20 protein-coding genes are annotated in these 20266 nt (G+C 67.9%); 10 read left to right on the forward strand and 10 right to left on the reverse strand.

What is annotated here, in order from left to right:
• Positions 1–12 precede the first annotated feature (12 nt).
• Positions 13–1569, forward strand: coding sequence for a methyl-accepting chemotaxis protein (locus tag AC07NI_RS01270; protein ID WP_494615092.1), 1557 nt, complete (start codon positions 13–15; stop codon positions 1567–1569).
• A 3-nt stretch (positions 1570–1572) separates the two neighbouring features.
• On the opposite strand, the gene AC07NI_RS01275 is transcribed toward AC07NI_RS01270, so the two are convergent.
• A complete protein-coding gene (locus tag AC07NI_RS01275; protein WP_494615096.1) occupies positions 1573–2625 on the reverse strand; it encodes a LacI family DNA-binding transcriptional regulator in 1053 nt (350 codons plus the stop codon).
• A gap of 153 nt (positions 2626–2778) precedes the next feature.
• Between AC07NI_RS01275 and AC07NI_RS01280 the strand changes: the two genes are divergently transcribed.
• From AC07NI_RS01280 to AC07NI_RS01290, 3 genes are all read left to right on the forward strand, one after another.
• Positions 2779–4035 (forward strand): MFS transporter, encoded by a 1257-nt coding sequence (locus tag AC07NI_RS01280; RefSeq protein WP_494615099.1) that lies wholly within the window; start codon positions 2779–2781, stop codon positions 4033–4035.
• 15 nt (positions 4036–4050) lie between these two features.
• Positions 4051–4857 (forward strand): TrmH family RNA methyltransferase, encoded by an 807-nt coding sequence (locus tag AC07NI_RS01285; protein ID WP_494615104.1) that lies wholly within the window; start codon positions 4051–4053, stop codon positions 4855–4857.
• A 61-nt stretch (positions 4858–4918) separates the two neighbouring features.
• Positions 4919–5887 (forward strand): alpha/beta hydrolase, encoded by a 969-nt coding sequence (locus AC07NI_RS01290; protein WP_494615110.1) that lies wholly within the window; start codon positions 4919–4921, stop codon positions 5885–5887.
• Here AC07NI_RS01290 and AC07NI_RS01295 read toward each other — a convergent pair.
• Complete coding sequence (locus AC07NI_RS01295) at positions 5884–6603, reverse strand: helix-turn-helix transcriptional regulator (protein WP_492887802.1); 720 nt, start codon at positions 6601–6603, stop codon at positions 5884–5886. The two genes, AC07NI_RS01290 and AC07NI_RS01295, sit on opposite strands and share 4 nt — an antisense overlap.
• Positions 6604–6697: 94 nt before the next feature.
• Between AC07NI_RS01295 and AC07NI_RS01300 the strand changes: the two genes are divergently transcribed.
• Positions 6698–7426, forward strand: coding sequence for a glutathione S-transferase family protein (locus tag AC07NI_RS01300; RefSeq protein ID WP_494615118.1), 729 nt, complete (start codon positions 6698–6700; stop codon positions 7424–7426).
• A gap of 353 nt (positions 7427–7779) precedes the next feature.
• Positions 7780–8544 (forward strand): FadR/GntR family transcriptional regulator, encoded by a 765-nt coding sequence (locus AC07NI_RS01305; protein WP_494615121.1) that lies wholly within the window; start codon positions 7780–7782, stop codon positions 8542–8544.
• Between the two features lie 3 nt (positions 8545–8547).
• On the opposite strand, the gene AC07NI_RS01310 is transcribed toward AC07NI_RS01305, so the two are convergent.
• Together AC07NI_RS01310 and AC07NI_RS01315 are read right to left on the reverse strand one after the other, a co-directional pair.
• On the reverse strand, positions 8548–9564 hold the full coding sequence (locus tag AC07NI_RS01310) for an acetamidase/formamidase family protein (RefSeq protein ID WP_494615126.1): 1017 nt from the start codon (positions 9562–9564) through the stop codon (positions 8548–8550).
• A 139-nt stretch (positions 9565–9703) separates the two neighbouring features.
• Positions 9704–12082, reverse strand: a complete 2379-nt coding sequence (locus AC07NI_RS01315) for a TonB-dependent receptor (protein ID WP_494615131.1) — start codon at positions 12080–12082, stop codon at positions 9704–9706.
• 353 nt (positions 12083–12435) lie between these two features.
• Between AC07NI_RS01315 and kduI the strand changes: the two genes are divergently transcribed.
• The 4 genes from kduI (at position 12436) to AC07NI_RS01335 (ending at position 15735) form a co-directional block, all read left to right on the forward strand.
• The gene (kduI, locus tag AC07NI_RS01320) at positions 12436–13284 is read left to right on the forward strand and encodes a 5-dehydro-4-deoxy-D-glucuronate isomerase (protein WP_494615135.1); all 849 of its coding nucleotides are present in this window, start codon (positions 12436–12438) and stop codon (positions 13282–13284) included.
• A gap of 50 nt (positions 13285–13334) precedes the next feature.
• Positions 13335–14507 carry a glycoside hydrolase family 88/105 protein gene (locus AC07NI_RS01325; protein ID WP_494615139.1) on the forward strand — a complete coding sequence of 391 codons (1173 nt, stop codon included), beginning with the start codon at positions 13335–13337 and terminating at the stop codon, positions 14505–14507.
• A 31-nt stretch (positions 14508–14538) separates the two neighbouring features.
• Positions 14539–15294, forward strand: coding sequence for a FadR/GntR family transcriptional regulator (locus tag AC07NI_RS01330; RefSeq protein ID WP_494615141.1), 756 nt, complete (start codon positions 14539–14541; stop codon positions 15292–15294).
• A gap of 114 nt (positions 15295–15408) precedes the next feature.
• Complete coding sequence (locus AC07NI_RS01335) at positions 15409–15735, forward strand: DUF8776 family protein (protein WP_494615145.1); 327 nt, start codon at positions 15409–15411, stop codon at positions 15733–15735.
• A 35-nt stretch (positions 15736–15770) separates the two neighbouring features.
• On the opposite strand, the gene AC07NI_RS01340 is transcribed toward AC07NI_RS01335, so the two are convergent.
• The 6 genes from AC07NI_RS01340 to AC07NI_RS01365 form a co-directional block, all read right to left on the reverse strand.
• On the reverse strand, positions 15771–16196 hold the full coding sequence (locus AC07NI_RS01340) for a VOC family protein (protein ID WP_494615149.1): 426 nt from the start codon (positions 16194–16196) through the stop codon (positions 15771–15773).
• A gap of 84 nt (positions 16197–16280) precedes the next feature.
• Positions 16281–17351 carry an L-rhamnose/proton symporter RhaT gene (gene rhaT, locus AC07NI_RS01345; protein WP_494615153.1) on the reverse strand — a complete coding sequence of 357 codons (1071 nt, stop codon included), beginning with the start codon at positions 17349–17351 and terminating at the stop codon, positions 16281–16283.
• 35 nt (positions 17352–17386) lie between these two features.
• Positions 17387–17701, reverse strand: coding sequence for an L-rhamnose mutarotase (locus AC07NI_RS01350; protein ID WP_494615155.1), 315 nt, complete (start codon positions 17699–17701; stop codon positions 17387–17389).
• Positions 17701–18600 (reverse strand): amidohydrolase family protein, encoded by a 900-nt coding sequence (locus tag AC07NI_RS01355; protein WP_494615159.1) that lies wholly within the window; start codon positions 18598–18600, stop codon positions 17701–17703. Before AC07NI_RS01355 ends, AC07NI_RS01350 begins: the two co-directional genes overlap by 1 nt.
• Positions 18601–18646: 46 nt before the next feature.
• Positions 18647–19396 (reverse strand): SDR family NAD(P)-dependent oxidoreductase, encoded by a 750-nt coding sequence (locus tag AC07NI_RS01360; protein ID WP_494615163.1) that lies wholly within the window; start codon positions 19394–19396, stop codon positions 18647–18649.
• Complete coding sequence (locus tag AC07NI_RS01365; protein ID WP_494615164.1) at positions 19393–20256, reverse strand: 2,4-didehydro-3-deoxy-L-rhamnonate hydrolase; 864 nt, start codon at positions 20254–20256, stop codon at positions 19393–19395. The genes AC07NI_RS01360 and AC07NI_RS01365 overlap by 4 nt, the downstream gene beginning before the upstream one ends.
• Positions 20257–20266: the final 10 nt, after the last annotated feature.

A 20266-nucleotide genomic window follows, 5' to 3' on the forward strand; every position in this document is an offset into this window, starting at 1 on the left:
GAGCCTTAACGCATGAGCGCGCACGCCAAGCTTGATCAGCGGATGGCCTTCATGCGTTTCGACGAGCGCTCGCGGTCCGCCCTGCGCGCCCTGAAGCCCGTGATCGACGCCGAGATCAGCGGCGCGTTGGGTAAATTCTACAACCAGGTCCGCACCTTCCCCGAGACGCGCGGCAAGTTCCGCGACGACGCCCACATGGCCAATGCCGAGCGCGCCCAGGCCGCCCACTGGCGCCGGATCGCCCAGGCCGACTACGGCGACACCTATGTCCGCGACGTCGAGCGGATCGGCCGCGCCCACGTCGACGCCGACCTGAAGCCGCAATGGTACATCGGCGGCTACGCCCTGGTGGCCGAAGAGCTGATCCGCGCCGTCGTCGCCAAGCGCGCCAAGGGCCTGTTCAACAACGCCGCCAAGTCGGACGCCGACCTGGCCGACGGCCTCTCGGCCCTGACCAAGGCCGTGTTCCTCGACATGGAACTGGCCATCTCCAGCTATCTGTCGCTGCTAGAAGAAGAGCGTGAAGCCCTGGAAGCCGAGCGCGAAGCCGCCGAGCAAGCCCAGGCCCAGGCCGTCAAGGCGGTAGGCGAGGCCCTGCATCGCCTGGCCGGCGGCGACCTGTCGGCCCGCGTCGAGGGCGATCTGGCCCCCGAATTCCAAAGCCTGAAGGTCGACTTCGAGAAGGCCGCCGGCGCCCTGGGCGAGGCCATGCGTTCGGTCGAGCACTCGGCCGGCGGCATCCGCTCGGGCGCGGACGACATCGCCCGCAGCGCCGAGGACCTGTCGCAGCGCACCGAACAGCAGGCCGCCACGCTGGAGCAGACGGCCGCCGCCGTCGAGCAGCTGACCAGCGCCGTCGGCAAGACCGCCAAGAGCGCCCGCGAGGTCTCCTCGCGCGTCAGCGAGGCCTCGACCGAGGCCGAACGCTCGGGCGATATCGTCACCCGCGCCGCCGAGGCCATGACCAAGATCGAGGCTCAGTCCTCGCAGGTGAACCAGATCCTGGGCATGATCGACGAGATCGCGTTCCAGACGAACCTGCTGGCCCTGAACGCCGGTGTCGAAGCCGCGCGCGCCGGGGACTCGGGCAAGGGCTTCGCGGTCGTGGCGCAGGAAGTGCGGGCCCTGGCCCAGCGCTCCTCGCAGGCGGCCAGCGAGATCAAGTCGCTGATCACCGAATCGAGCCGCCAGGTCAGCGAAGGCGTCGACCTCGTCGGCCAGACGGGCGCGGCCCTGCGCGGCATCCACGAGAAGGTCGGCGGCATCGACGAACTGGTCAACGCCATCGCCGCCTCGGCCAGCGAGCAGGCCACCGCCCTCGGTCAGGTCAATTCGGCCGTGAACCAGCTGGATCAGGTGACCCAGCGCAACGCCGCCATGGTCTCGCAGTCGACCGAAGCCACGCACGCCCTGCGGGTCGAAGCCGCGGATCTGTCGAACCGCGTCAGCGCCTTCCGCCTGGGTGGTCGTCCGCAGAGCTTCCAGCCGACCCAGCGCGAGCAACCGGCCGAGAACCCGGTCCACGCCGCCCGCGCCCGCGTCGCCGCCTTCGCCCGTCCGGGGCGGTAAGAACTACTTCGGCGGCGGGGCCGTCGAGGCGCGGTGGATCAGTTCGAAGGGCAGGAGCGCGTCGATCGGCCGTTCGGGCGGGTCGTTGCTCTTGGCCCGGGCGATCAGCAGCTTGGCGGCCACTGAGGACATCTCCGCCACCGGCTGCCGCACGGTCGTCAGCTGCGGGCGGCTGAAGCGCGAGCTGGGGCTGTCGTCGAAGCCCGCCACCGACACGTCGCCCGGCGTCATCAGCCCGGCCTCGGCGATCGCCGCGATGCAGCCCAGCGCCATGTCGTCATTGCTGGCGAAGATCGCCGTCGGCCGCTCGGGTAGGGCCAGCAGGGCTTTGGCCTGCTCCAGGCCCGACTGGAAGGTGAAGTCGCCCTGGCGCACCCAGTCGTCGGCCACCGGCAGACCGCGCGCCTTCATGGCGTCCAGATAGCCCTGACGCCGCGCCTGGCTGGCGCCGTAGCGCGGCTCGCCGACGATGAAGCCGATGCGCTTGTGGCCGAGGTCCGCCAGGTGGTCGGTCATTTCGTGGGCGGCGGCGATGTCGTCCATGTGCACGCGCGGACCCAGACCCTCGGCCTTTTCCGGACCGACGCGGACATATGGCGTGCCGGCCTTGTCCAGGGTCTCCAGCACGCCGGGATTGTCGGAGGAGGGCGGGGTCAGGATCACGCCGTCCGGCTTCAGGGCGGCGATGAAGGCTGCCACGTCCTGGCGCACGTTCGGGCCATCGTTGTCGATCAGCTCGATCAGCAGGTGGTAGCCGGCGCCGCGGCACTCCAGCGTCGCGCCCAGCTGGATACGGGACAGGTAGTCTGCGCCGCGTTCGCTCTGCCAGTGGTCGATGGTCAGGGCCGCGTCGACGAAGACGGCGATCACGAACGACCGCGAGCCGGCCAGGCTGCGCGCCGACAGGTTGGGGCTGTAGCCGAGGTCGCCGGCCGCCTCCAGCACGCGATCGCGCATGGCGGGCCGGACGTTCGGCTCCTTGTTCATCACCCGCGAAACAGTCTTGATCGAGACGCCCGCTCGCGCGGCGACGTCGTAGATCGTCACCGAAGCCATCAGTTCGTCCCGACGCTGTTCTGACTCACGTTCATCGAAGCCAACCTAGAGCGTCCACACCCCATAAGGAAACACCCCCTTGTCTCCCAACGAAGGCGCGGCCACTGTCGGCCCTCGACGCGGCGTAAGACTGCGCAAGGGGAGGTGAGTAGAGTGCGGCCTGACGACGGGGCCCGGCCCAAGGAGCCGGTGCGCGCGAATTTCATCGCCGCCTATACCCTGGCCCAGATCGGGGCCTTCGTCTCGTTCCAACCCCTTCTGCAAGTCCTGCTGCCGCTGAAGGCCGAGTCGATCGACGCCGCCTCCAAGGCCGTCGTGCTGAGCCAGGTCGCCTTCTACGGCGCCATCGCCGCCAGCATCGCCAACCTGCTGGCCGGGGCCATCAGCGACCGCACCACCTCGCGCTTCGGCCGCCGGCGGCCCTGGATGGTGGTCGGCGCGGTCGGCGCCTCGCTGGCCTATCTGGCGATCATGCACGCCAAGACCCCGCTGGCCCTGGTCTGCGGCGTGATCCTGTTCCAGCTGACCTTCAACCTGTGCTTCTCGGCCCTGGTGGCGGTGATGCCCGACCGGGTGCCCGACAATCAGAAGGGCTCGGTGGCGGCGTTCCTCAGCCTGGGCAATCCGATCGGCACGGCGGTCGGGGCGGTTGTCATCGGCGGCCTGCTGGTCGTGGAGTGGCAGCGCTACGCGGTGATCTCGGCGGCGCTGCTGCTGGGTCTCGCGCCGTTCGTCATCCGCCTGCGCGATCCGCCGCTGCCCAAGGCCGACGTGCCGCCGTTCCGCCTGATGGAGTTCATCCAGGGCCTGTGGGTCGATCCGCGCAAGCACCCGGACTTCGCCTTCGCCTGGGCCGGGCGGTTCATGGTGCTGGTCGCCCTGAGCCTGGTGCAGTGCTACATGCTCTACTTCCTCCAGGACGTGATGGACTATCCCAAGCTGTTCCCCGGCCGCCGCGCCGAGGAGGGGCTGGCGTTCCTGACCACGGTCTCGACCGTCTCCAACGTCGCCCTGGCCATGGTGGGCGGCATGCTGTCGGACCGGCTGCGGCGGCGGAAGCTGTTCGCGTTTGGGGCCGCCGTGGTGCTGGCCTGCTCGATGCTGGTGTTCTCGATGTCGCCTAGCTGGCCGGTGCTGGTGGCGGCCTATGTGGTGTTCGGCATGGGCGCCGGCTGCTTCTGCGCCGTCGATATCGCCCTGGTCACTCAGGTGCTGCCTTCGCAGCGCGACGCGGGCAAGGACCTGGGGGTCATCAACCTGGCCAACACCCTGCCGCAAGCCTTGGCCCCGGCCCTGGCGGTGTGGAGCCTGGGGCCTAGCCAAGAGAACTTCCACGTCTTCTTCCTGATGGCCGCGGGGCTGGCCCTGGCTGGCGGTCTGGCCATCCTGCCGATACGAGGGGTGCGCTAAGCTCCGAGGTCTGCCTTGCCCCAGTATCGCGTCGTCACCGATCCCGACGATCCCGCCGTCGCTCCGTTCCGGGCGATCAAGGAGCGCGACCTGGTCGGCCGCGAGGGCCTGTTCATCGCTGAGGGCGAGACGGTGCTGCGGGCCTTCGTCCGCGACGCGCCCGAGCGGGTGGTCTCGCTGCTGATCGATCCCAAGCGCAAGGACAAGCTGACCGACGTCTTCGAGGGGCTTCCGGACGAGACGCCCGTCCATTTCGCCGACCAGGCGGTGGTCGACGCCATCGCCGGCTTCCATCTGCATCGCGGTGTGCTGGCGGTGGGGAAGAAGCCTGAGCCGATCCCGGCCCGCGACCTCTTGGCCGGCCTGCCGGCGCGGGCGGTGGTGCTGGTGCTGTGCGGCATCGCCAACCACGACAACATCGGCGGCATCTATCGCAACGCCGCCGCTTTCGGGGCCGACGCGGTGATCCTGGACGCCGACTGCTGCGATCCGCTGTACCGCAAGGCCATCCGCGTCTCGGTCGGGGCGGCGCTGTCGATCCCGACCGCGAAGCTGGAGCGGGGCGAGGACATCGCCGAGCTGCTGGCGGCGACCGGCTTCGAGGGCCTGGCGCTCAGCCCCTCGGCGACCGAGATCCTGGCCCGCCTGAAACCCGCGCCCCGGACGGCGGTGCTGCTGGGCGCCGAAGGGCCGGGCCTGACGCCGGCGGTGATGGCCAAGGCGCGAACGATCGGCATCCCGATGGCGGGCGGCTTCGACTCGCTGAACGTGGCCACCACCAGCGGGATCGTGCTGCATCATCTTCGGTTCGCGCAGGGCTAGGAAACCGGTTTCCCAGTCTTTAGGATCGCGTCCCATAACAACCCGTCAGAAGGCTAGATCCATGCTGAACCGTCGCGGCGCCCTGGCGACCTTTGTCACCGGCTTCCTGGCTTCGCTGGCGGCCAAGAGCGTCGAGGCCGCGCCCGTGGATCAGGATCCGACCGAAACCATCGTCCTCTGGCCCGCCGGCGCGCCCGGCGGCGAGAAGGTCACCGTCGAGGAGGTGATCCTCGAGCGCGGCGACCCCAAGGGCGTGCGCGACCGGGCCATGGCCCACACCCGCAAGCCGGTGCTGGTGGTGTTCCGCCCCAAGACCCCGAACGGCGCGGCGGTGATGCTGATCCCCGGCGGCGCCTATGTGCGGGCGGTGCTGGACAAGGAAGGCTACGAGATGGCCCGCTGGCTGAACCAGCACGGCTACACCTGCTTCGTCCTGTTCTACCGCATGCCCGGCGACGGCTGGGCGGCGGGCGCCGACACCCCGCTGCAGGACGCCCAGCGCGGCATCCGCCTGATCCGCAGCAAGGCCGCCGAGATGGGCTTCAGCGCCGATCGCGTGGCGATCATGGGCTTCTCGGCCGGCGGCCACCTGGCGGCCAGTCTGACCACCCGCTTCGCCGACAAGACCTATGAGCGGATCGACGCCGCCGACGACCTGCCGGCCAAGCCCAACCTGTCGGGCCTGATCTATCCGGTGATCAGCATGGACCCGGCTATCGCCCACGCCGGTTCGCGCAAGGAATTGCTGACCGCCGACGCCTCGCCCGAAAAGGCCGCGGCGATCTCGCCCGAGCGCCTGGTGACGGCGGGCCTGTCGCCGGTGTTCCAGCTGCACGCCGCCGACGACAAGACCGTGCCGGTCGAGAACAGCCTGGTGATGTTCGCGGCGCTGAAGGCCAAGGGCGTGCCGACCGAGCTGCACGTCTTCGAGGAGGGCGGCCATGGCTTTGGCCTGCGCGGCACGCCGGGCAAGCCGGTGGCGGCCTGGCCCAGCCTGTTCGAGACCTTCGCCAAGCGTCACGGCCTCTAGCAGTCGGCCTTTTCTTTCAGCTTCCAGGCGGCGATCTCGGCGTCGCGGAACTTGATCCACTCGCCGCGCAGCACCGCCGGCCGCTTGCCGTGGCGTTCTTCCAGGAACTCGGCGCCGACCACGCGGTCGGTGCGGAAGGTCCGGAAGGCCTCACGCAACTCGCACCAGGCGATGATCATGCGGATGGTCTCGCGATAGCCGACCGTCACCGGCCAGATCACCCGCGCGCTGACCGCGCCGGCCCCATCGCTGTAGTCCAGGCGGATCTTGCGGCCGGCGTGGATCCAGGCGCGGACCTGGGCGACGTCGATGCGGTCGGTCTCGGGCTTCCAGGCCGGTGACGCCCCAATGGCCGGCTCCAGCACATAGGGCCGTAGGCGGTCGGGCACGGCGGCGGCGATCTTGCTGATCAGGTCGTTGGCGGCCTTGGCCAGGACGGGGTCGCCGCGCCCGGCCACCCACTGCGCGCCCAGCACCGCCGCCTCGATCTCGTCGGGGGTCAGCATCAGGGGCGGCATGTCGAAGCCGGCCTCCAGCACATAGCCGATCCCGGCCTCGCCACGGATCGGCGCGCGCTGGCCGACCAGGGCGGCGATGTCTCGATAGACGCTGCGTTTCGACGTCTCCAGCTCGGCGGCGATGGCGTCGGCCGTCACCGGCGCGCGGCTGCGGCGCAGGATCTGGATGATCTGGAAAAGGCGTTCGGCGCGTCTCATGACTTCGAATATCGGCGATCGCTACTGACAGCATGCTGTCAGTAGCCTGGCGGTAGCAAGTCGTCACCACGACATTCGAGATCGGAGAGGGACGATGATCACGCTATTCGCCGCCGGAGCCGGGTTCGGGCTGCCCGAGATCAGCCCCTATGTGACCAAGACCGAGGTCCAGCTGATGATGGCCGGGCTGACCTACAAGAAGACCCAGGGCAGCCGCGAGACCGCGCCCAAGGGCCAGCTGCCATGGATCGAGGACGCCGCCCAGGCGATCGGTGACTCGACCTTCATCCGCGCCCACATCGAGCAGAAGTACGACATCGATCTGGACATGGGCCTTTCGGGCAAGGAGCGCGCCCAGGCCTGGGCGATCGAGCGGATGATCGAGAACCAGCTGGGCTGGGTGAACGCCTACTTCCGCCACCTGGAGCCGGCCAACTTCGCCAAGGGGGCCGCGCGGTGGTTCGACCCGGCGCCGGAGCATCTGCGTGAGGATTTGCGAAAGGGGTTCCAGGAAGCCGTCACGACCAATGTCCGCGCCGTCGGCGTCGGCCGCCACCTGCGCGAGGAAGTGACGTGGCTGGGCAGCCTGTCGCTGCGCTCGCTGGACGAACTGCTGGAGGACAAGGCCTATCTGATGCGCGACAGCCATCCGGTCGGCGTCGACGCCACGGCCTTCGCCATGCTGGCGGGGATCATGACGCCGCACTTCGACTCGCCGCTGCGCCGCGAGGCCGAAAGCTATCCGCGCCTCGTCGATTATGTCGGCCGGATGATGGCCCAGTTCTATCCGGCCCACCCTTGGGGCCTGAAGCAGGCGGCGTGAAGGTAAGATAACGGTACCAAATTGGTCGTACGAGTCTGGGAGATGGTCAGTTGATTGGTCAGGCCATTTTTCATTGCATGGCTGGCCAGTTCCGTTAGGTTAGTCGGGCGCGACAGGCCTTGCCTGATCGCATGCTCGTCGACCAAGGCGCTGCGTATCTTGCGCCACCTCCTCCCGGGGCGGACGACGATGGCGGCCGGAGTCCTCCCTCCGGTCGCTTCGCCCCGTGCGCCAAGTGCGGTCGTGGTAAGGCCACTCTGGATTGCAACGATCCGCGAGCGCTTGTGAGCCGACGGGACGCGCGCTAGTCCTGTTTGACGCGCCGATCCTGGCGTCTGTCCGTGGCACTCGTGATGACGACCCCTTCGCCGGATTCCAGGCTCTACCAGCAGGTGGCCGCGACGATCAGCAGCACGATCGCCGACGGCACCTATCAGCCTGGCCAGCGCCTGCCGTCCGAACGCGACCTGGCCGACGAGTTCGGCGTCAGCCGTCCCACCGTCCGTCGCGCCGTCATCGCGCTGGAGATGCGGGGCCTCTTGGAAGCCCGCCAGGGCTCGGGCGTCTATGTCCGCCTGGACCAGCCGCCGCCGCCGGTGAAGGACCTCGACATCGGGGCCTTCGAGCAGGCCGAGGCCCGCCGCCTGTTCGAAGGCGAGGCCGCCGCCCTGGCCGCAACCCTGATCACCGACGAGGAGCTGGCCTATCTCGAGACCCTGGTCACCGAGATGAACAGCGACGCCTCGACCAAGGAGCAGTCGGAACTGGCCGACCGCCAGTTCCACATCTCGATCGCCCAGGCCACGCGCAACAACGCCGTGGTGCGGATCATCGAGGGCGCCTGGGACCTGCGCTATCGCTCGCGCCTGTGCATGCAGATGCTGGAGAAGGCGAGCCACGTCCGCAAACGCCCGCTCAAGGACGAGCACCAGGAGATCGTCGAGGCCCTGCGCACCCGCGATCCACGGGCCGCGCGCTCGGCCATGCAGGCACACCTGGGTGGGCTGATCGAGAACCTGCTGCTGACCGCCGAACTGGAAGCCATCGAGCGCACCCGCGAGAGCCTGGCGGCCAAGCGCGAGGAGATCGCCCTCCGCGCCGCGAGCGCCGCCAAGTAGGGCCTATTTGTCGAAGAGCTTCTTCGACAGCACCACGTGGACGCCCTTGTTGCGGTCGACCAGTTCGGTGATCTCGACGTCGCCGGCCACGCTGATCAGCATGTAGGCGTCGTCGCGGGTCATGCCCTTCGCGGCCACCAGGAAGTCGATCATGTTGCGCAGCGCCTTGCGCGTCGCGTTGCTGAGGTCGTCGTCGAAGCCCATCGAGATATAGGCGTCCGGCGTTTCGGCGCGGGGGTAGGGGCTCTTCTCGCCCTTGTGCAGGATGAACTGGAAGGTGCCGGTCAGCGATGTCTCCAGCGCGGTGATGTCGACCTCGCCATTGCCTTGGGCGGCGTGGCCGTCGCCGGCCTGGAAGAGGGCGCCCTTGGCGTGGACCGGCAGGAACAGGGTCGTGCCGGCGACCAGCGCCTTGTCGTCCATGTTGCCGCCGTTGATGGTCGGCGGCGCGCTGTCGTAGCGGCCGAAGGCGGGTGGCGGGGCCACACCCATGCTGCCGAAGAACGGCCGCAGCGGCACGTTGATGCCCGGACCGAAGCGACCGAGTTTCTTCTCCCGGTCCAGTGGCACGATCTTCATCCGCGCATAGGGGAAGTCGTCGGTCAGGAACCCCGCGCCATAGCGGAAGGCGTTGTAGGCGTAGGGGATGTCCATATCGACCTTGAGGATGCGCACCTCCAGCGTGTCGCCAGGCTCCGCGCCCTCGATCGCCACCGGACCGGTGAGGATGTGCCCGCCCGGGCCGCGCGCGGTCGCGGGCACGCCGTCATAGACCGCGCGCAGCTCCGGCTGGATGTCGGCGGGCGCGACCCCGGCCTTCTCCAGGCCGGTCGGGCTGTTGGTCAGCAGGGTGTGGATGACGACCGTGTCGCCCGACTGGATCGTCAGCGCCGGCTTGTCGGTGGCGTCGTAGTGGCCCCAGGCGACGGTCTTGGGCGTCGCCGGCAGGTCCCAGGTGCTGGCGGCGACGGCCGGTGAGGCCGCGGCCAGCGCGAGCAGGGTGAAGGCCAAGGCGCGCATGATGATCCGTCTCCACTGGGAACGGCGGAGCTTTCGATGGTTCCGCGGTCGGCGCAAGCGGCGCACAAAAAAAGGGGCCGGATCCGCAGGTGGGATCCGGCCGCAGGAGGGGACCTAGAAAGAAAGAGGGCAGGAGGCCCTAGAAGTTGACGTCCAGACGGGCGCCGAAGTAGCGGAACGCGTCGCGGCCCGGGAACCAGGTCTTGCCCAGCGCCGTCGGGATGGCCGGGTTGCTGTAGCCAGAGGTGCCGTTGCCCAAGCCTTGGGCGTAGCGCTTGTCGAACAGGTTGTTGGCGAAGGCCGTCAGTTTGTAACGGCCGGCGATGTCGTTGATGCCCAGCGTCAGGTCGGTGATGCCATAGGCCTTCTGGACCGTGCGCGGGTCCTGGCTGAGCGAGAAGTTGATGTCGTCCTGCCAGCGGACATTGGCGCCGACGAAGGCCTTGAAGGGCATGCCCGGCAGGTCGATGTCGTACTGGCCGCCGATGTTGAACTTGAACTTCGCCACGTTGTTCAGGCGCTTGCCGTGCAGGTTCTGGACGCGACCGTTGGTGCGGGGCGTCGAGTAGCACTCGCCCGGCGCGCCGACGAAGGCGATGTCGGTGCTGACGGTCGTGGCCTGGCCGCTGAAGCAGGGGCCGTTCGGGAAGTCCTGCACCGTGGCGTCGGTATAGGCGAAGGCGCCGTTGAGCCGGAAGTTCTTGGTCACGCGCGCCACGCCGTCCAGCTCGACGCCCTGGGTGCGCAGGTGACCCACGCTGTTCAGGAAGGTCAGGAAGGTGCCGTCCGGCAGGAACGAGGTCACCGAGGTCTGGAAGCCGTGATAGTCGGCGCGGAAGACGGTGGCGTTGAAGTAGACGCGGCGGTCGAACAGGCTGCTCTTGAAGCCCAGTTCGTAGTTCTTGGCGGTTTCGGGCGGTACCGGCATCTGGGCGGCGATCGCGGAATTGAACGTGCTGACCAGGTCGTAGGCCTGGCCCTTGTAGCCCGTCGAATAGGTCGCGTACGTCATGATGTCCGGCGTGACCTTGTACTGCACGCCGATCTTGCCGGTGAAGGCGTCGTCCTGGTCGGCCTTGCCGAAGAATTGGTGGGTGGTCGGCGAGGTCAGGGTCGTGTTGGCGAAGATCGTCTTGTCGAAGTTGTAGCTGATCTTCTGACGGTTGATCCGCGCACCGCCGGTGACGCTGAGCCGCTCGGTCAGGTCGAAGGTGGCGTTGGCGTAGGCCGAGTAGTTCTTGTTGGTGCTTTCGGCCAGGTAGCGGGCCAGCTGCAGCACCGGGCCGCGGTTCAGATAGCGGTCCAGGTCGTTCTGGGCGTACCAGAGGCCAGCCACGTAGCGGAACCGCGAGGCGCCCGGCGAGGTGACGCGGAACTCCTGGGTCCAGCTGTCGGCGTGGAAGTAGCCGTTGATCACCGCGCCGCTGTTGATGCCCGACGGGCTGGCGACCGGGAAGCCCAGCAGGAACGGCTGGTCCGTACCGTCGATGTCCTGGAAGTCGACCATCTTCCAGTGATCGTGCGAGGTGATCGACGAGAAGGTGTGGCCCTTCAGGATCGAGTCGTCCCCGAAGTCGTAGTCGATGCGGGCCGTCTGGCCCATCACGTCCGAATTGCCGCCGCCGATGCGGTCATCAGCGCGCAGGAAGTGGTTGTTCTTGTCGAAGGTGATGCCGCGCAGGGTCAGGGTGGCGGGGAAGGCCGGCTCGCCCTGATAGAACAGGCCCGGCGTCAGTTCGCTGATCACGCTGGCGCAGCAGCTGCTGACATTGTGGTTGTAGCGCGGGGCGAAGCTGAGGGTCAGGTTGTCGGTCGGCGTCCAGACCAGCTTGGCGGTGACGGTCAGGCCCGCGCTGCCGTTGACGTTCTTGCCGGTGGTCAGGTTCTTGACGTTGCCCTCGTAGTCGCTCTTGGACACCGTCAGGCGGAACAGCAGGTCGTCCTTGACCGGACCCGAGACGGTGAAGCCGGCGCGCTTCTCGCCGTCGTCCGTGGCCAGGGCCATGAACTTGCCGGAGAATTCCTTGGTCGGGGCGGCGGTGGCGATGTTCAGCACGCCGGCGATGGCGCTTTTGCCGAACAGGGTGCTCTGCGGACCGCGCAGGACTTCCACGCGCTCGACGTCGATCAGGTCCTTGAAGGCGGCGGCCTGGAAGCCGATCGGCACGTCGTCGATGACCACGGCGACGTCGGACTCGACGGCGATGCCGTTCGAGAAGGTGCCGATGCCGCGCATCTTGATGCTGAAATTGCCCGGCTGGCTGCCGTAGTCGATCGACAGGCCCGGCGACAGCTTCACCAGGTCACCCACTTCGCGGACGTTGTTGCGGTCCAGCACGTCGGCGGTGACGGCGGTCACCGCGACCGGCACGTCCTGCAGGCGCTCGGCGCGCTTGGTGGAGGTGACGATGATCTCTTCGAGCTGTGCGGTGTCGGCCTGCTGGGCCAGCGCCGCGGCGGGGGCGGCGAGCACGGCGGCGGCCGTGGAGGCGAGCAACAGCAATCGGATGCTGGTCATGGTCCTGGTGTTCCCTGCGTTTGCCTTTGGCTCACTGTCCGCCGGCTAATTGGTATGCCCAACTGATGACGTATGGTCAGGCCAGTTGTCAAGTAGCGCTGTTCGATCAGCGCCTATGGCCTGGGCGGTTGATTTTATTGCCCAATCCAGAAATGGCTTAGCGGACAAAGGCCTAGTGACAACGTTGGACATGTAATCCGAGTGCGTTTGGCCTTTACGGCGTCGCGACCAGATTGGTAATGTCGGTTTAGCAACCAGCGAAAAACGGGGGGATGGATGCTCGTCTTGGAGCGATCGCCGGCGAAGACGGCGACCGGCCAGCAGCCTCCCCAGAGTGGAGGCCAGTTCGGCCGATGAGCGTTCAGATGGACTATCGTGAGAGCACCGACCGCGCCGGCATGAGCCGGATGACGGTGCGCGAACTGCGCGACACCTTCGTGATCGACAAGCTGTTCCGGCCGGGCGAGCTGTCGCTCAGCTATCTGGAGATCGAGCGGGCGGTGGTCGGTTCGGCGACGCCGACGGATACGGCCCTGACCCTGCCGACCCACAAGGAGCTGGCCTCGCGGTTCTTCTGCGAACGTCGCGAAGTGGGCGTGATCAACATCGGCGGCCCGGGGTTCGTGACCCTGGACGGCGAGCGCTTCGACCTTGCCCGCCATGACAGCCTCTATATCGGCCGTGGGACGGAAGCCGTCAGCTTCGAGAGCGATGACGCCGCCAACCCGGCCAAGTTCTACTTCGTCAGCTATCCTGCCCACGCCAACCACCCCAGCAAGCGGGTGCGGCGCGAAGAGGCCAAGACCATCCAGGCGGGGGAGGCGACCACCGCCAACCGTCGGGTGATCCGCCAGGCCATCCGCCCCGGCATCGTCGAGACCTGCCAGCTGGTGATGGGCTTCACCGAGCTGGCCGACGGCAATGTCTGGAACACCATGCCGCCGCACACCCACCGCCGGCGCAGCGAAATCTACATGTACTTCGACACCGATCCGGGTCGGGTCATGCACCTGATGGGCGAGCCGTCCGAGCCGCGCGCGGTGTTCATGGACGAGGGCGAGGCGGTGTTCTCGCCCAGCTGGTCGATCCACAGCGGGGTCGGCACCTCGAACTACACCTTCGTGTGGTCGATGGGTGGCGAGAACCTGGAATTCGACGACATGGACGTCCTGGCGGTCTCGGACCTCGGCCCGGGCTCCTGACGACAACAAGACGACCAAGAACAAGAACAACGCAGGAGGAAACGCCTCAAATGACCTTCAAGACGCTTCTGAAGGCGGCCGCCGCGGTCGCCATCCTGGCTGGCAGCGCCACGACCGCCGCTGCCGCTCCGAAACCGGCCGTCGTCAGTGTCGCCGCCTCGTCGGTGGACGCCGCCGGCCGCAAGGTGGCCGCCTGGCAGCTGGCCCACATGGACAATTTCGACTACGTGCCGGTCTCCTCGTTCCGCAAGGACACCGAGGCCCCGCGCGACTGGATCCAGGCGGCCTTCTATATCGGCCTCTACACCTTCGCCGACGCGGCCCAGGACCCGTACCTGTCGACCGCGATCCTCAAGCACGGCGAGGCCGAGGGCTGGGGCTTCGACCATCGTCCGCGCCACGCCGACGCCGACGCCACGGGCGCGGTCTGGGTGTGGGCCGCCGGCCGCACCAAGGACCAGGGCAAGCTGGCGCCGACCCGCGCCCGCTTCGACGCCGTGCTGGCCGATCCCTCGACCGTGTCGCTGGACTTCGAACCGAAGCCGGCCAAGGGCGACCCCTACTGCCAGGCGCGCTGGTGCTGGAGCGACGCGATCTTCATGGCCCCGCCGGCCTGGGTGAGCCTCTCCAAGGTCAGCGGCGACAAGCGCTATCTGGACCACGCCGACAGCGAGTTCTGGGCGACCACGGACTATCTCTACGACAAGACCGACCACCTCTATTTCCGCGACAGCCGCTTCATCAAACGCCGCAGCGACGCGGGCGCTAAGATCTTCTGGGGCCGTGGCAACGGCTGGGCCTATGCCGGCATCGCGCGGATCCTGCAGGACCTGCCGGCCAACCATCCGAGCCGCCCGAAGTACGAGGCGATCTTCAAGCAGATGTCGGCCAAGATCGTCACGCTGCAGGGCGCGGAAGGCTACTGGCCGGTCTCGCTGCTGGAGCCGCAGAAGACGCCGGAGACCAGCGGCACGGGCTTCTTCGTCTACGGCCTGGCCTGGGGCGTGAATCACGGCCTGCTGCCGCGCGCCAAGTATGGTGCGGCCATCGACAAGGGCTGGAAGGCGCTGGAGGCGGCGATCGAGCCGGACGGTCGTCTGGGCTGGGTGCAGCGCGTCGGCGTCGCCCCGGACCAAGTCGGCCGCGACGACACCCAACTCTATGGCGTCGGCGCGTTCCTGCTGTCGGCCAGCGAGGTGCGTAAGCTCGCCGAAACGCGCTAGGATGGATTCGTCCCATCCCAAGCGAGGTTCGATGCGCGGCGCGCCCGATCCCCAGAAGCTCTATCAGCAGGTGGCCCGTTCCATCGCGGCCTCGATCGCCGAGGGACGTTATGTCCCAGGCGACCGCCTGCCGTCCGAGCGGGGCCTGGCCGACTCGTTCGGCGTCAGCCGGCCGACGATCCGCGACGCGATGATCGCCCTGGAGTTCCAAGGGCTGGTCGAGGCCCGCCAGGGCTCGGGCGTCTATGTCACCGCGCGCGGTAAGCCCGAGGAGGACGCCGCCGAGGCCGAGGTCAGCGCGCTGGAGCTGACCGAGGCCCGTCGCCTGTTCGAGGGCGAGGCCTGCGCCCTGGCCGCCGCCGCCGTCAGCGACGAGCAGATCTCGGCCTTGGAGCGGATGGCCCGGGACCTGGCCAACCTGGCCGCCACAGAGGACGGCGAGCGGCTGGAGCACGACTTCCACCTGGGCGTGGCTCACGCCACCCGCAACGCTGCCATCGTCGCCGCGGTCGAGGAGATCTGGACGCTGCGCCGGCAATTCCCCGACTGCTCCAGCCAGCTGCGCCGCGTGCGCCTGGCCGATCCGGCGGGCTTTTCCGAGGACCATCACCGCATCGTCGCCGCGCTGCGCGACCGCGATCCCAAGGAAGCGCGCCGGGTGATCCACGATCACCTGAACCGCACGGTCGAGGCCCTTCTGTCGATGGCCGAGGGCGACGCGCTGGAGCGCACCCGCCGTGAGATGGCCGAGCGCCGCGACGAGCTTCTGCGCCGAACGACCATCTGACGTTGTCTCGCGGGATGGGGTTCGCCCCCGCGATATTTCGCCGCACAAATCAAGGGCTTGCCGTTACAGGCCGGCGCGTGTTCACGTCCCCCTTAAGGGAATCAGGGGGTACTGATGTCGGATAAACTCGCGCCCGCGAGCGTTGAAACGGTGCTGAAGGCGATCTCGACGGAGATGTCGATCGCGGCAGTGGCGTGCGGGCACCTCGACGTCGCCCTCGGCAAGATCCTGGAAGTGGTTCCGGACGAGCATCGCCTGTCGGTGATGCAGGAGCTGCACACGGTCGATCTGCTGGCTCAGCACATCACCGCGCTGACCGACTTCACCGGCAACCTGTCGCAGCAGCACGGTCAGGGCGTCCTGGAGGTCAACGACTCCCTGAACGCCATCACCCTGGGCGACGTCGCCGCCCGCCTGCGCGCCTCGATCTCGGTCGAGTAGGGCGCGCGGCGGACGGCCGCCGTATCTGACTTGGATTAGGCCTGGGCCGGGATGGTGTTGATCATCCACGGGATGCCGAACTTGTCGGTGAAGCTGCCGTAGCCCGGCGACCAGAAGGTGGCGGCGAAGTCCATGCCGACCTTGCCGCCTTCCGACAGCGCGTCGAACACCCGCTTGGCCTCGGCCGGGTCGTCGGTGTGGTAGGTGACGTCGAAGCCGTTCTTCGGCTTGTCGATGTTCGGGGCGAATTCGGGCGGCATGTCCGCGCCCATGATCGCCTGATCGCCGACTTCCAGCCAGGCGTGCATCAGCCAATCCTTGTACTGCGCATCGACCGGCATGTCGGGCGGGCCTTCGCCGAACGGGTAGGCGGCGGTGACCTTGCCGCCCAGGACCTGGGCGTAGAAATCGAACGCCTGGCGGCATTCGCCCTTGAAGCTGAGGCTGGTGACGATCTTCACGGTGGTCTCCTCGCTATGTCCTGGGCGCTAGGGCGGCCCGATTGCGGCGACCCTAGCGCAGGACTGTGACGGGAGACAGAACGCTTAGGCTGCGCCGATCTTGTTGCCGTAGCCGATGACGATGGTGGCCAGGATCAGCAGGGCGATGCCGCCCCAGACCGTGGCCTTCACGGCCGGACGGGCGTCCTTCCACTCGCGCAGGGCAAAGCCCCAGACGGTGCCGAAGATGATGATGCTGGCCATGTGCAGGGTCCAGCTGGAGAAGCCGAACTTGCCCATCTGGCTTTCGCCCATCGTGTAGAAGAAGAACTGGAAGTACCAGGCGGTGCCGGCCAGGGCGCACAGCAGGTAGTTGGCCAGCATCGGCGGCTTGGCCTCACCGGCCTCGGCGCTCTTGCCCAGCCATTGGCCGGCGCTCTTGTTGCGGACGATCAGGAAGCCGCACCAGACGCCGTTGGTCAGCAGGCCGCCGAACATGACGAGGCACAGCACCGGCAGGCCGGTCCACAGCGGGCCGGTGCCAGCCGCGGCCGACAGCGCCTTGATCGGCTCGCCAGCGGCCAGGCCGAAGGCGAAGCAGGCCGACATGATCCCCGAGAAGATCGCCACGGCGACGCCCTTCTTGAAGTCGAACTCGGCGATGACGGCCTTCTTGGCGTCCTCGGAAAGGGCGGCGTCCTTGCGCGCGCCGGCCAGGGCCACGACGACGATGCCGGCCAGGGTGATGCCCAGGCCCAGCAGGATGATCCGGCCCGAGGCGTTGTTCAGCAGCTTCTCGGCGAAGTCGCCCTGGACGATCGGCGGGATCAGGGTCCCGAACACCGTGCAAAGGCCCAGCACCACCGCCATGCCCAGCGACAGGCCTAGATAGCGCATGGTCAGGCCGTAGGTGAGGCCGCCAAAGCCCCACAAGGCCCCGAACAGGATGCAGAGGCCGGCGATGTTGCCCGGTACTTGGTGCATCACGCCCATCAGGTCCTTGGTCTGGATGGCGGCGAAGAACCACGGGGCCAGCAGCCAGGAGAAGATGCCCCCGGTCAGCCAGAAGACCTCCCACGACCAGCGCTTCACGCCGCGATAGGGCACGTAGAAGCTGGCCGAAGCGAGACCGCCTAACCAGTGGAACAGCACCCCGAGTAGCGGATTGGGCGTCATGGTCTCTTCCCTTACTTGTCTTGCTTATGGCCGGATCAGGCGAGGTGGAACACGGTGTCCAGCGGGACGCTGACCGGCGATTTGTCGGAATTCACGTCCATCAGCGGCGCCATGGCGTCCCACCAGCGCCGCATCACCGGATGGGCGAGCAGGTCGTCGAGGCGCTCGGGCGTCGCGCACCACATCACGGCGAACAGGGCGTTCGTCTCGGGATCGTGGTGGATGGAATAGTCGGAGATGCCGACGCTCTTCAACAGCTCGGCGAGCTCGGGCCACAGCTCATCGTGGCGACGGCGGTACTCGTCCAGCCGGCCGGGCTTCAGCCGCATGCGGGTGGCGATCTTGCGCATCAGACGTCCAGGCCCAGGCGGTAGAGGCGGTTGGCGTTGCGACCGAAGAGGTCGCGGCGCTCGTCCTCGCTGAAGCCGGCGGTGATGGCGGTATAGGCGGAGAGGTGCTTGTCCAGGCTGCCGAACAGCTTGTCGGTCGGCACGTCGCTGGCGAACATGCAGCGGTCCGCGCCGAAGATGTCGATGGCGTCGAGGATGAGCGGTCGGATCTGGTCTTCCGTCCACTGACGGTGGACGAAGCCGAAGCCCGACAGCTTGATCGAGACGTGGGGCAGGGCGGCCAGGGCCTTCATGCCTTCGCGCCATTCGGTCTTGTCGGCGTCTACGGGCATGCCGGCGTGGTTGATCATCACCGGCGTGTCGGGATGGGCCGCGAACAGGTTCACGAGGCCCAGCATCTGGCCGGGATAGCATTGCAGGTCGAACGACAGGCCGTACTTCGAGAGAAGGCTAAAGCCCGCGCGCCAGGCCGGATCGCCGGTCACGTCTCGCGGGGTGTAGGTGCGCTTGGGATCGGCATGCCAGTTGACGATGTGGCGGATGCCCCGAACGCTGCGGTGGGCAGCGTGGGCCTCCAGCAGCGCCTCGATGTCCGGCGCATCGAGAGCGGCGAAGGCGACGAGGCCGCTGGGCAGGCCGCGCTCGTCCGAGAGCGTCTGCAGCCAGCGGGTTTCGTCCAGCGCCGAGGCGCCTTCCGCCCCTGCGTCCACATGCACCGCCCCGACGACGTTCCAGGCTTTTGCGTCGGCCAGGTAGTCGTCGAGCAGATAGGTGTGCGCGATCGCCTCGACGCTGCCGTTCGGACCATTGTCGTCGAACGGCGGCGTCAGCCAGGGATAGCGGATGCGCGTCAGGTCCCACAGGTGGATGTGCGCATCGACGAAGGGCAGGGCGCCCATGGCGTGTTCCTCTCCTAGACCTCCGGCGTTCCGGATGGCCCCATGATCAGAAGGTGGTCCGGCCGCCCGAGGTGTCGAAGGTGGCGGCGGTGGTGAAGCTGCACTCCTCGGACGCCATGAAGCAGACCATGGCCGCGCTCTCGTGCACCTCGCCCAGGCGACCCATCGGGATCTTGCCCCGCATGTAGTCGACCTGGCTCTTGGGCAGCTGCTCCAGGATCGGGCTCTCGAAGGTGGCCGGGGTCAGGGCGTTGGCGATGACGCCCTTGGTGGCCAGCTCCTTGCCCAGCGACTTGGTCAGGCCGATCACCCCGGCCTTCGACGCCGAATAGGCGCTGGCGTTGGGGTTGCCTTCCTTGCCGGCCACCGAGGCCACGTTGACGATCCGGCCGTAGCCGCCCGCCAGCATGTACGGCACCGTTTCACGGCAGCAGTAGAAAATGCCGTTCAGGTTGATGTCGATCACGCGCTTCCAGCTGTCGACCGGGAACTCGTGCACCGGCACGGTGGCGCCGGTGATGCCGGCCGAGGCGACCAGGATGTCGATCTTGCCCAGGGCCTTGTTGGAGGCTTCAGCGGCGGCGGCGACGGCGGCCTGGTCGGAGACGTCCAGGGCCACGGTGTGGCTGGCGCCGACTTCGGCGGCGGCGGCTTCCAGGTTGGCGGCGTCCAGGTCCCACAGGGCGACCTTGCCGCCCTCGGCGACGATGCGCGCGGCCACGGCCTTGCCCAGGCCCGAGGCCCCGCCGGTCACGACGGCGCAGCGGCCGGCGAAGCGATTGGCGTAGATGCTCACTGGGCGCCGTCCTTGGACCAGGCCACGACGATCTGGCGCTGCTCGCCCAGCTTCTCGATGCCGAGACGGATCTCGTCGCCGGCCTTCAGATAGACCGGCTCGGGCTTCTGGCCCATGCCGACGCCGGGCGGCGTGCCGGTGGTGATCAGGTCGCCCGGTTCCAGCGTCATGAACTCGCTGATGTACGAGACCAGCTTGCTGATCGGGAAGATCATGGTCTTGGACGAGCCGTCCTGCTTGCGCTGGCCGTTGATGTCCAGCCACATGCCCAGGGCCTGCGGGTCGCCGACCTCGTCCGAGGTGACCATCCACGGGCCGACCGGACCGAAAGTGTCGCAGCCCTTGCCCTTGTCCCAGGTGCCGCCGCGCTCGATCTGGAAGGCGCGTTCCGAGACGTCGTTGATCAGCACGTAGCCGGCCACGTAGTCGAGGGCTTCGGCTTCCGAGACGTACGAGGCGCGCGAACCGATCACGACGCCCAGCTCGACTTCCCAGTCGGTCTTCAGCGAGCCCTTGGGGATCATCACATTGTCGTTCGGGCCGGTCAGGCAGCTGACGGCCTTGGTGAACAGCACCGGCTCTTCCGGGATCGGCAGGTTCGACTCGGCGGCGTGGTCGGCGAAGTTCAGGCCCACGGCGATGAACTTGGACACGCCGTTGACTGGCACGCCGTAGCGGGGCGAGCCCTCGACCAGCGGCAGCGAGGTCGGGTCGATGGCGGCCAGGGCCTTGAGGCTGGCGGGCGACAGCTGGGCGCCCGTGATGTCGGCAACGTGGCCCGACAGGTCGCGGATATTGCCCTCGGCGTCGAGCAGACCGGGTTTTTCGGCGCCCTTGGGGCCGTAGCGAAGCAGTTTCATGGGTCTACGC

It is taken from the genome of Caulobacter sp. GW821-FHT10E02 (genome assembly GCF_059415225.1).

What these genes read in the sequence shown, in the direction of transcription:
- AC07NI_RS01275 (WP_494615096.1), bottom strand. Translation starts at nt 2,625, where the DNA reads ATGGCTTCGGTGACGATCTACGACGTCGCCGCGCGAGCGGGCGTCTCG.
- AC07NI_RS01330 (WP_494615141.1), top strand. Translation starts at nt 14,539, where the DNA reads ATGCGCGGCGCGCCCGATCCCCAGAAGCTCTATCAGCAGGTGGCCCGT.
- AC07NI_RS01290 (WP_494615110.1), top strand. Translation starts at nt 4,919, where the DNA reads ATGCTGAACCGTCGCGGCGCCCTGGCGACCTTTGTCACCGGCTTCCTG.
- kduI (WP_494615135.1), top strand. Translation starts at nt 12,436, where the DNA reads ATGAGCGTTCAGATGGACTATCGTGAGAGCACCGACCGCGCCGGCATG.
- AC07NI_RS01365 (WP_494615164.1), bottom strand. Translation starts at nt 20,256, where the DNA reads ATGAAACTGCTTCGCTACGGCCCCAAGGGCGCCGAAAAACCCGGTCTG.
- AC07NI_RS01350 (WP_494615155.1), bottom strand. Translation starts at nt 17,701, where the DNA reads ATGCGCAAGATCGCCACCCGCATGCGGCTGAAGCCCGGCCGGCTGGAC.
- AC07NI_RS01325 (WP_494615139.1), top strand. Translation starts at nt 13,335, where the DNA reads ATGACCTTCAAGACGCTTCTGAAGGCGGCCGCCGCGGTCGCCATCCTG.
- AC07NI_RS01295 (WP_492887802.1), bottom strand. Translation starts at nt 6,603, where the DNA reads ATGAGACGCGCCGAACGCCTTTTCCAGATCATCCAGATCCTGCGCCGC.
- AC07NI_RS01315 (WP_494615131.1), bottom strand. Translation starts at nt 12,082, where the DNA reads ATGACCAGCATCCGATTGCTGTTGCTCGCCTCCACGGCCGCCGCCGTG.
- AC07NI_RS01355 (WP_494615159.1), bottom strand. Translation starts at nt 18,600, where the DNA reads ATGGGCGCCCTGCCCTTCGTCGATGCGCACATCCACCTGTGGGACCTG.
- rhaT (WP_494615153.1), bottom strand. Translation starts at nt 17,351, where the DNA reads ATGACGCCCAATCCGCTACTCGGGGTGCTGTTCCACTGGTTAGGCGGT.
- AC07NI_RS01305 (WP_494615121.1), top strand. Translation starts at nt 7,780, where the DNA reads ATGACGACCCCTTCGCCGGATTCCAGGCTCTACCAGCAGGTGGCCGCG.
- AC07NI_RS01300 (WP_494615118.1), top strand. Translation starts at nt 6,698, where the DNA reads ATGATCACGCTATTCGCCGCCGGAGCCGGGTTCGGGCTGCCCGAGATC.
- AC07NI_RS01335 (WP_494615145.1), top strand. Translation starts at nt 15,409, where the DNA reads ATGTCGGATAAACTCGCGCCCGCGAGCGTTGAAACGGTGCTGAAGGCG.
- AC07NI_RS01270 (WP_494615092.1), top strand. Translation starts at nt 13, where the DNA reads ATGAGCGCGCACGCCAAGCTTGATCAGCGGATGGCCTTCATGCGTTTC.
- AC07NI_RS01310 (WP_494615126.1), bottom strand. Translation starts at nt 9,564, where the DNA reads ATGCGCGCCTTGGCCTTCACCCTGCTCGCGCTGGCCGCGGCCTCACCG.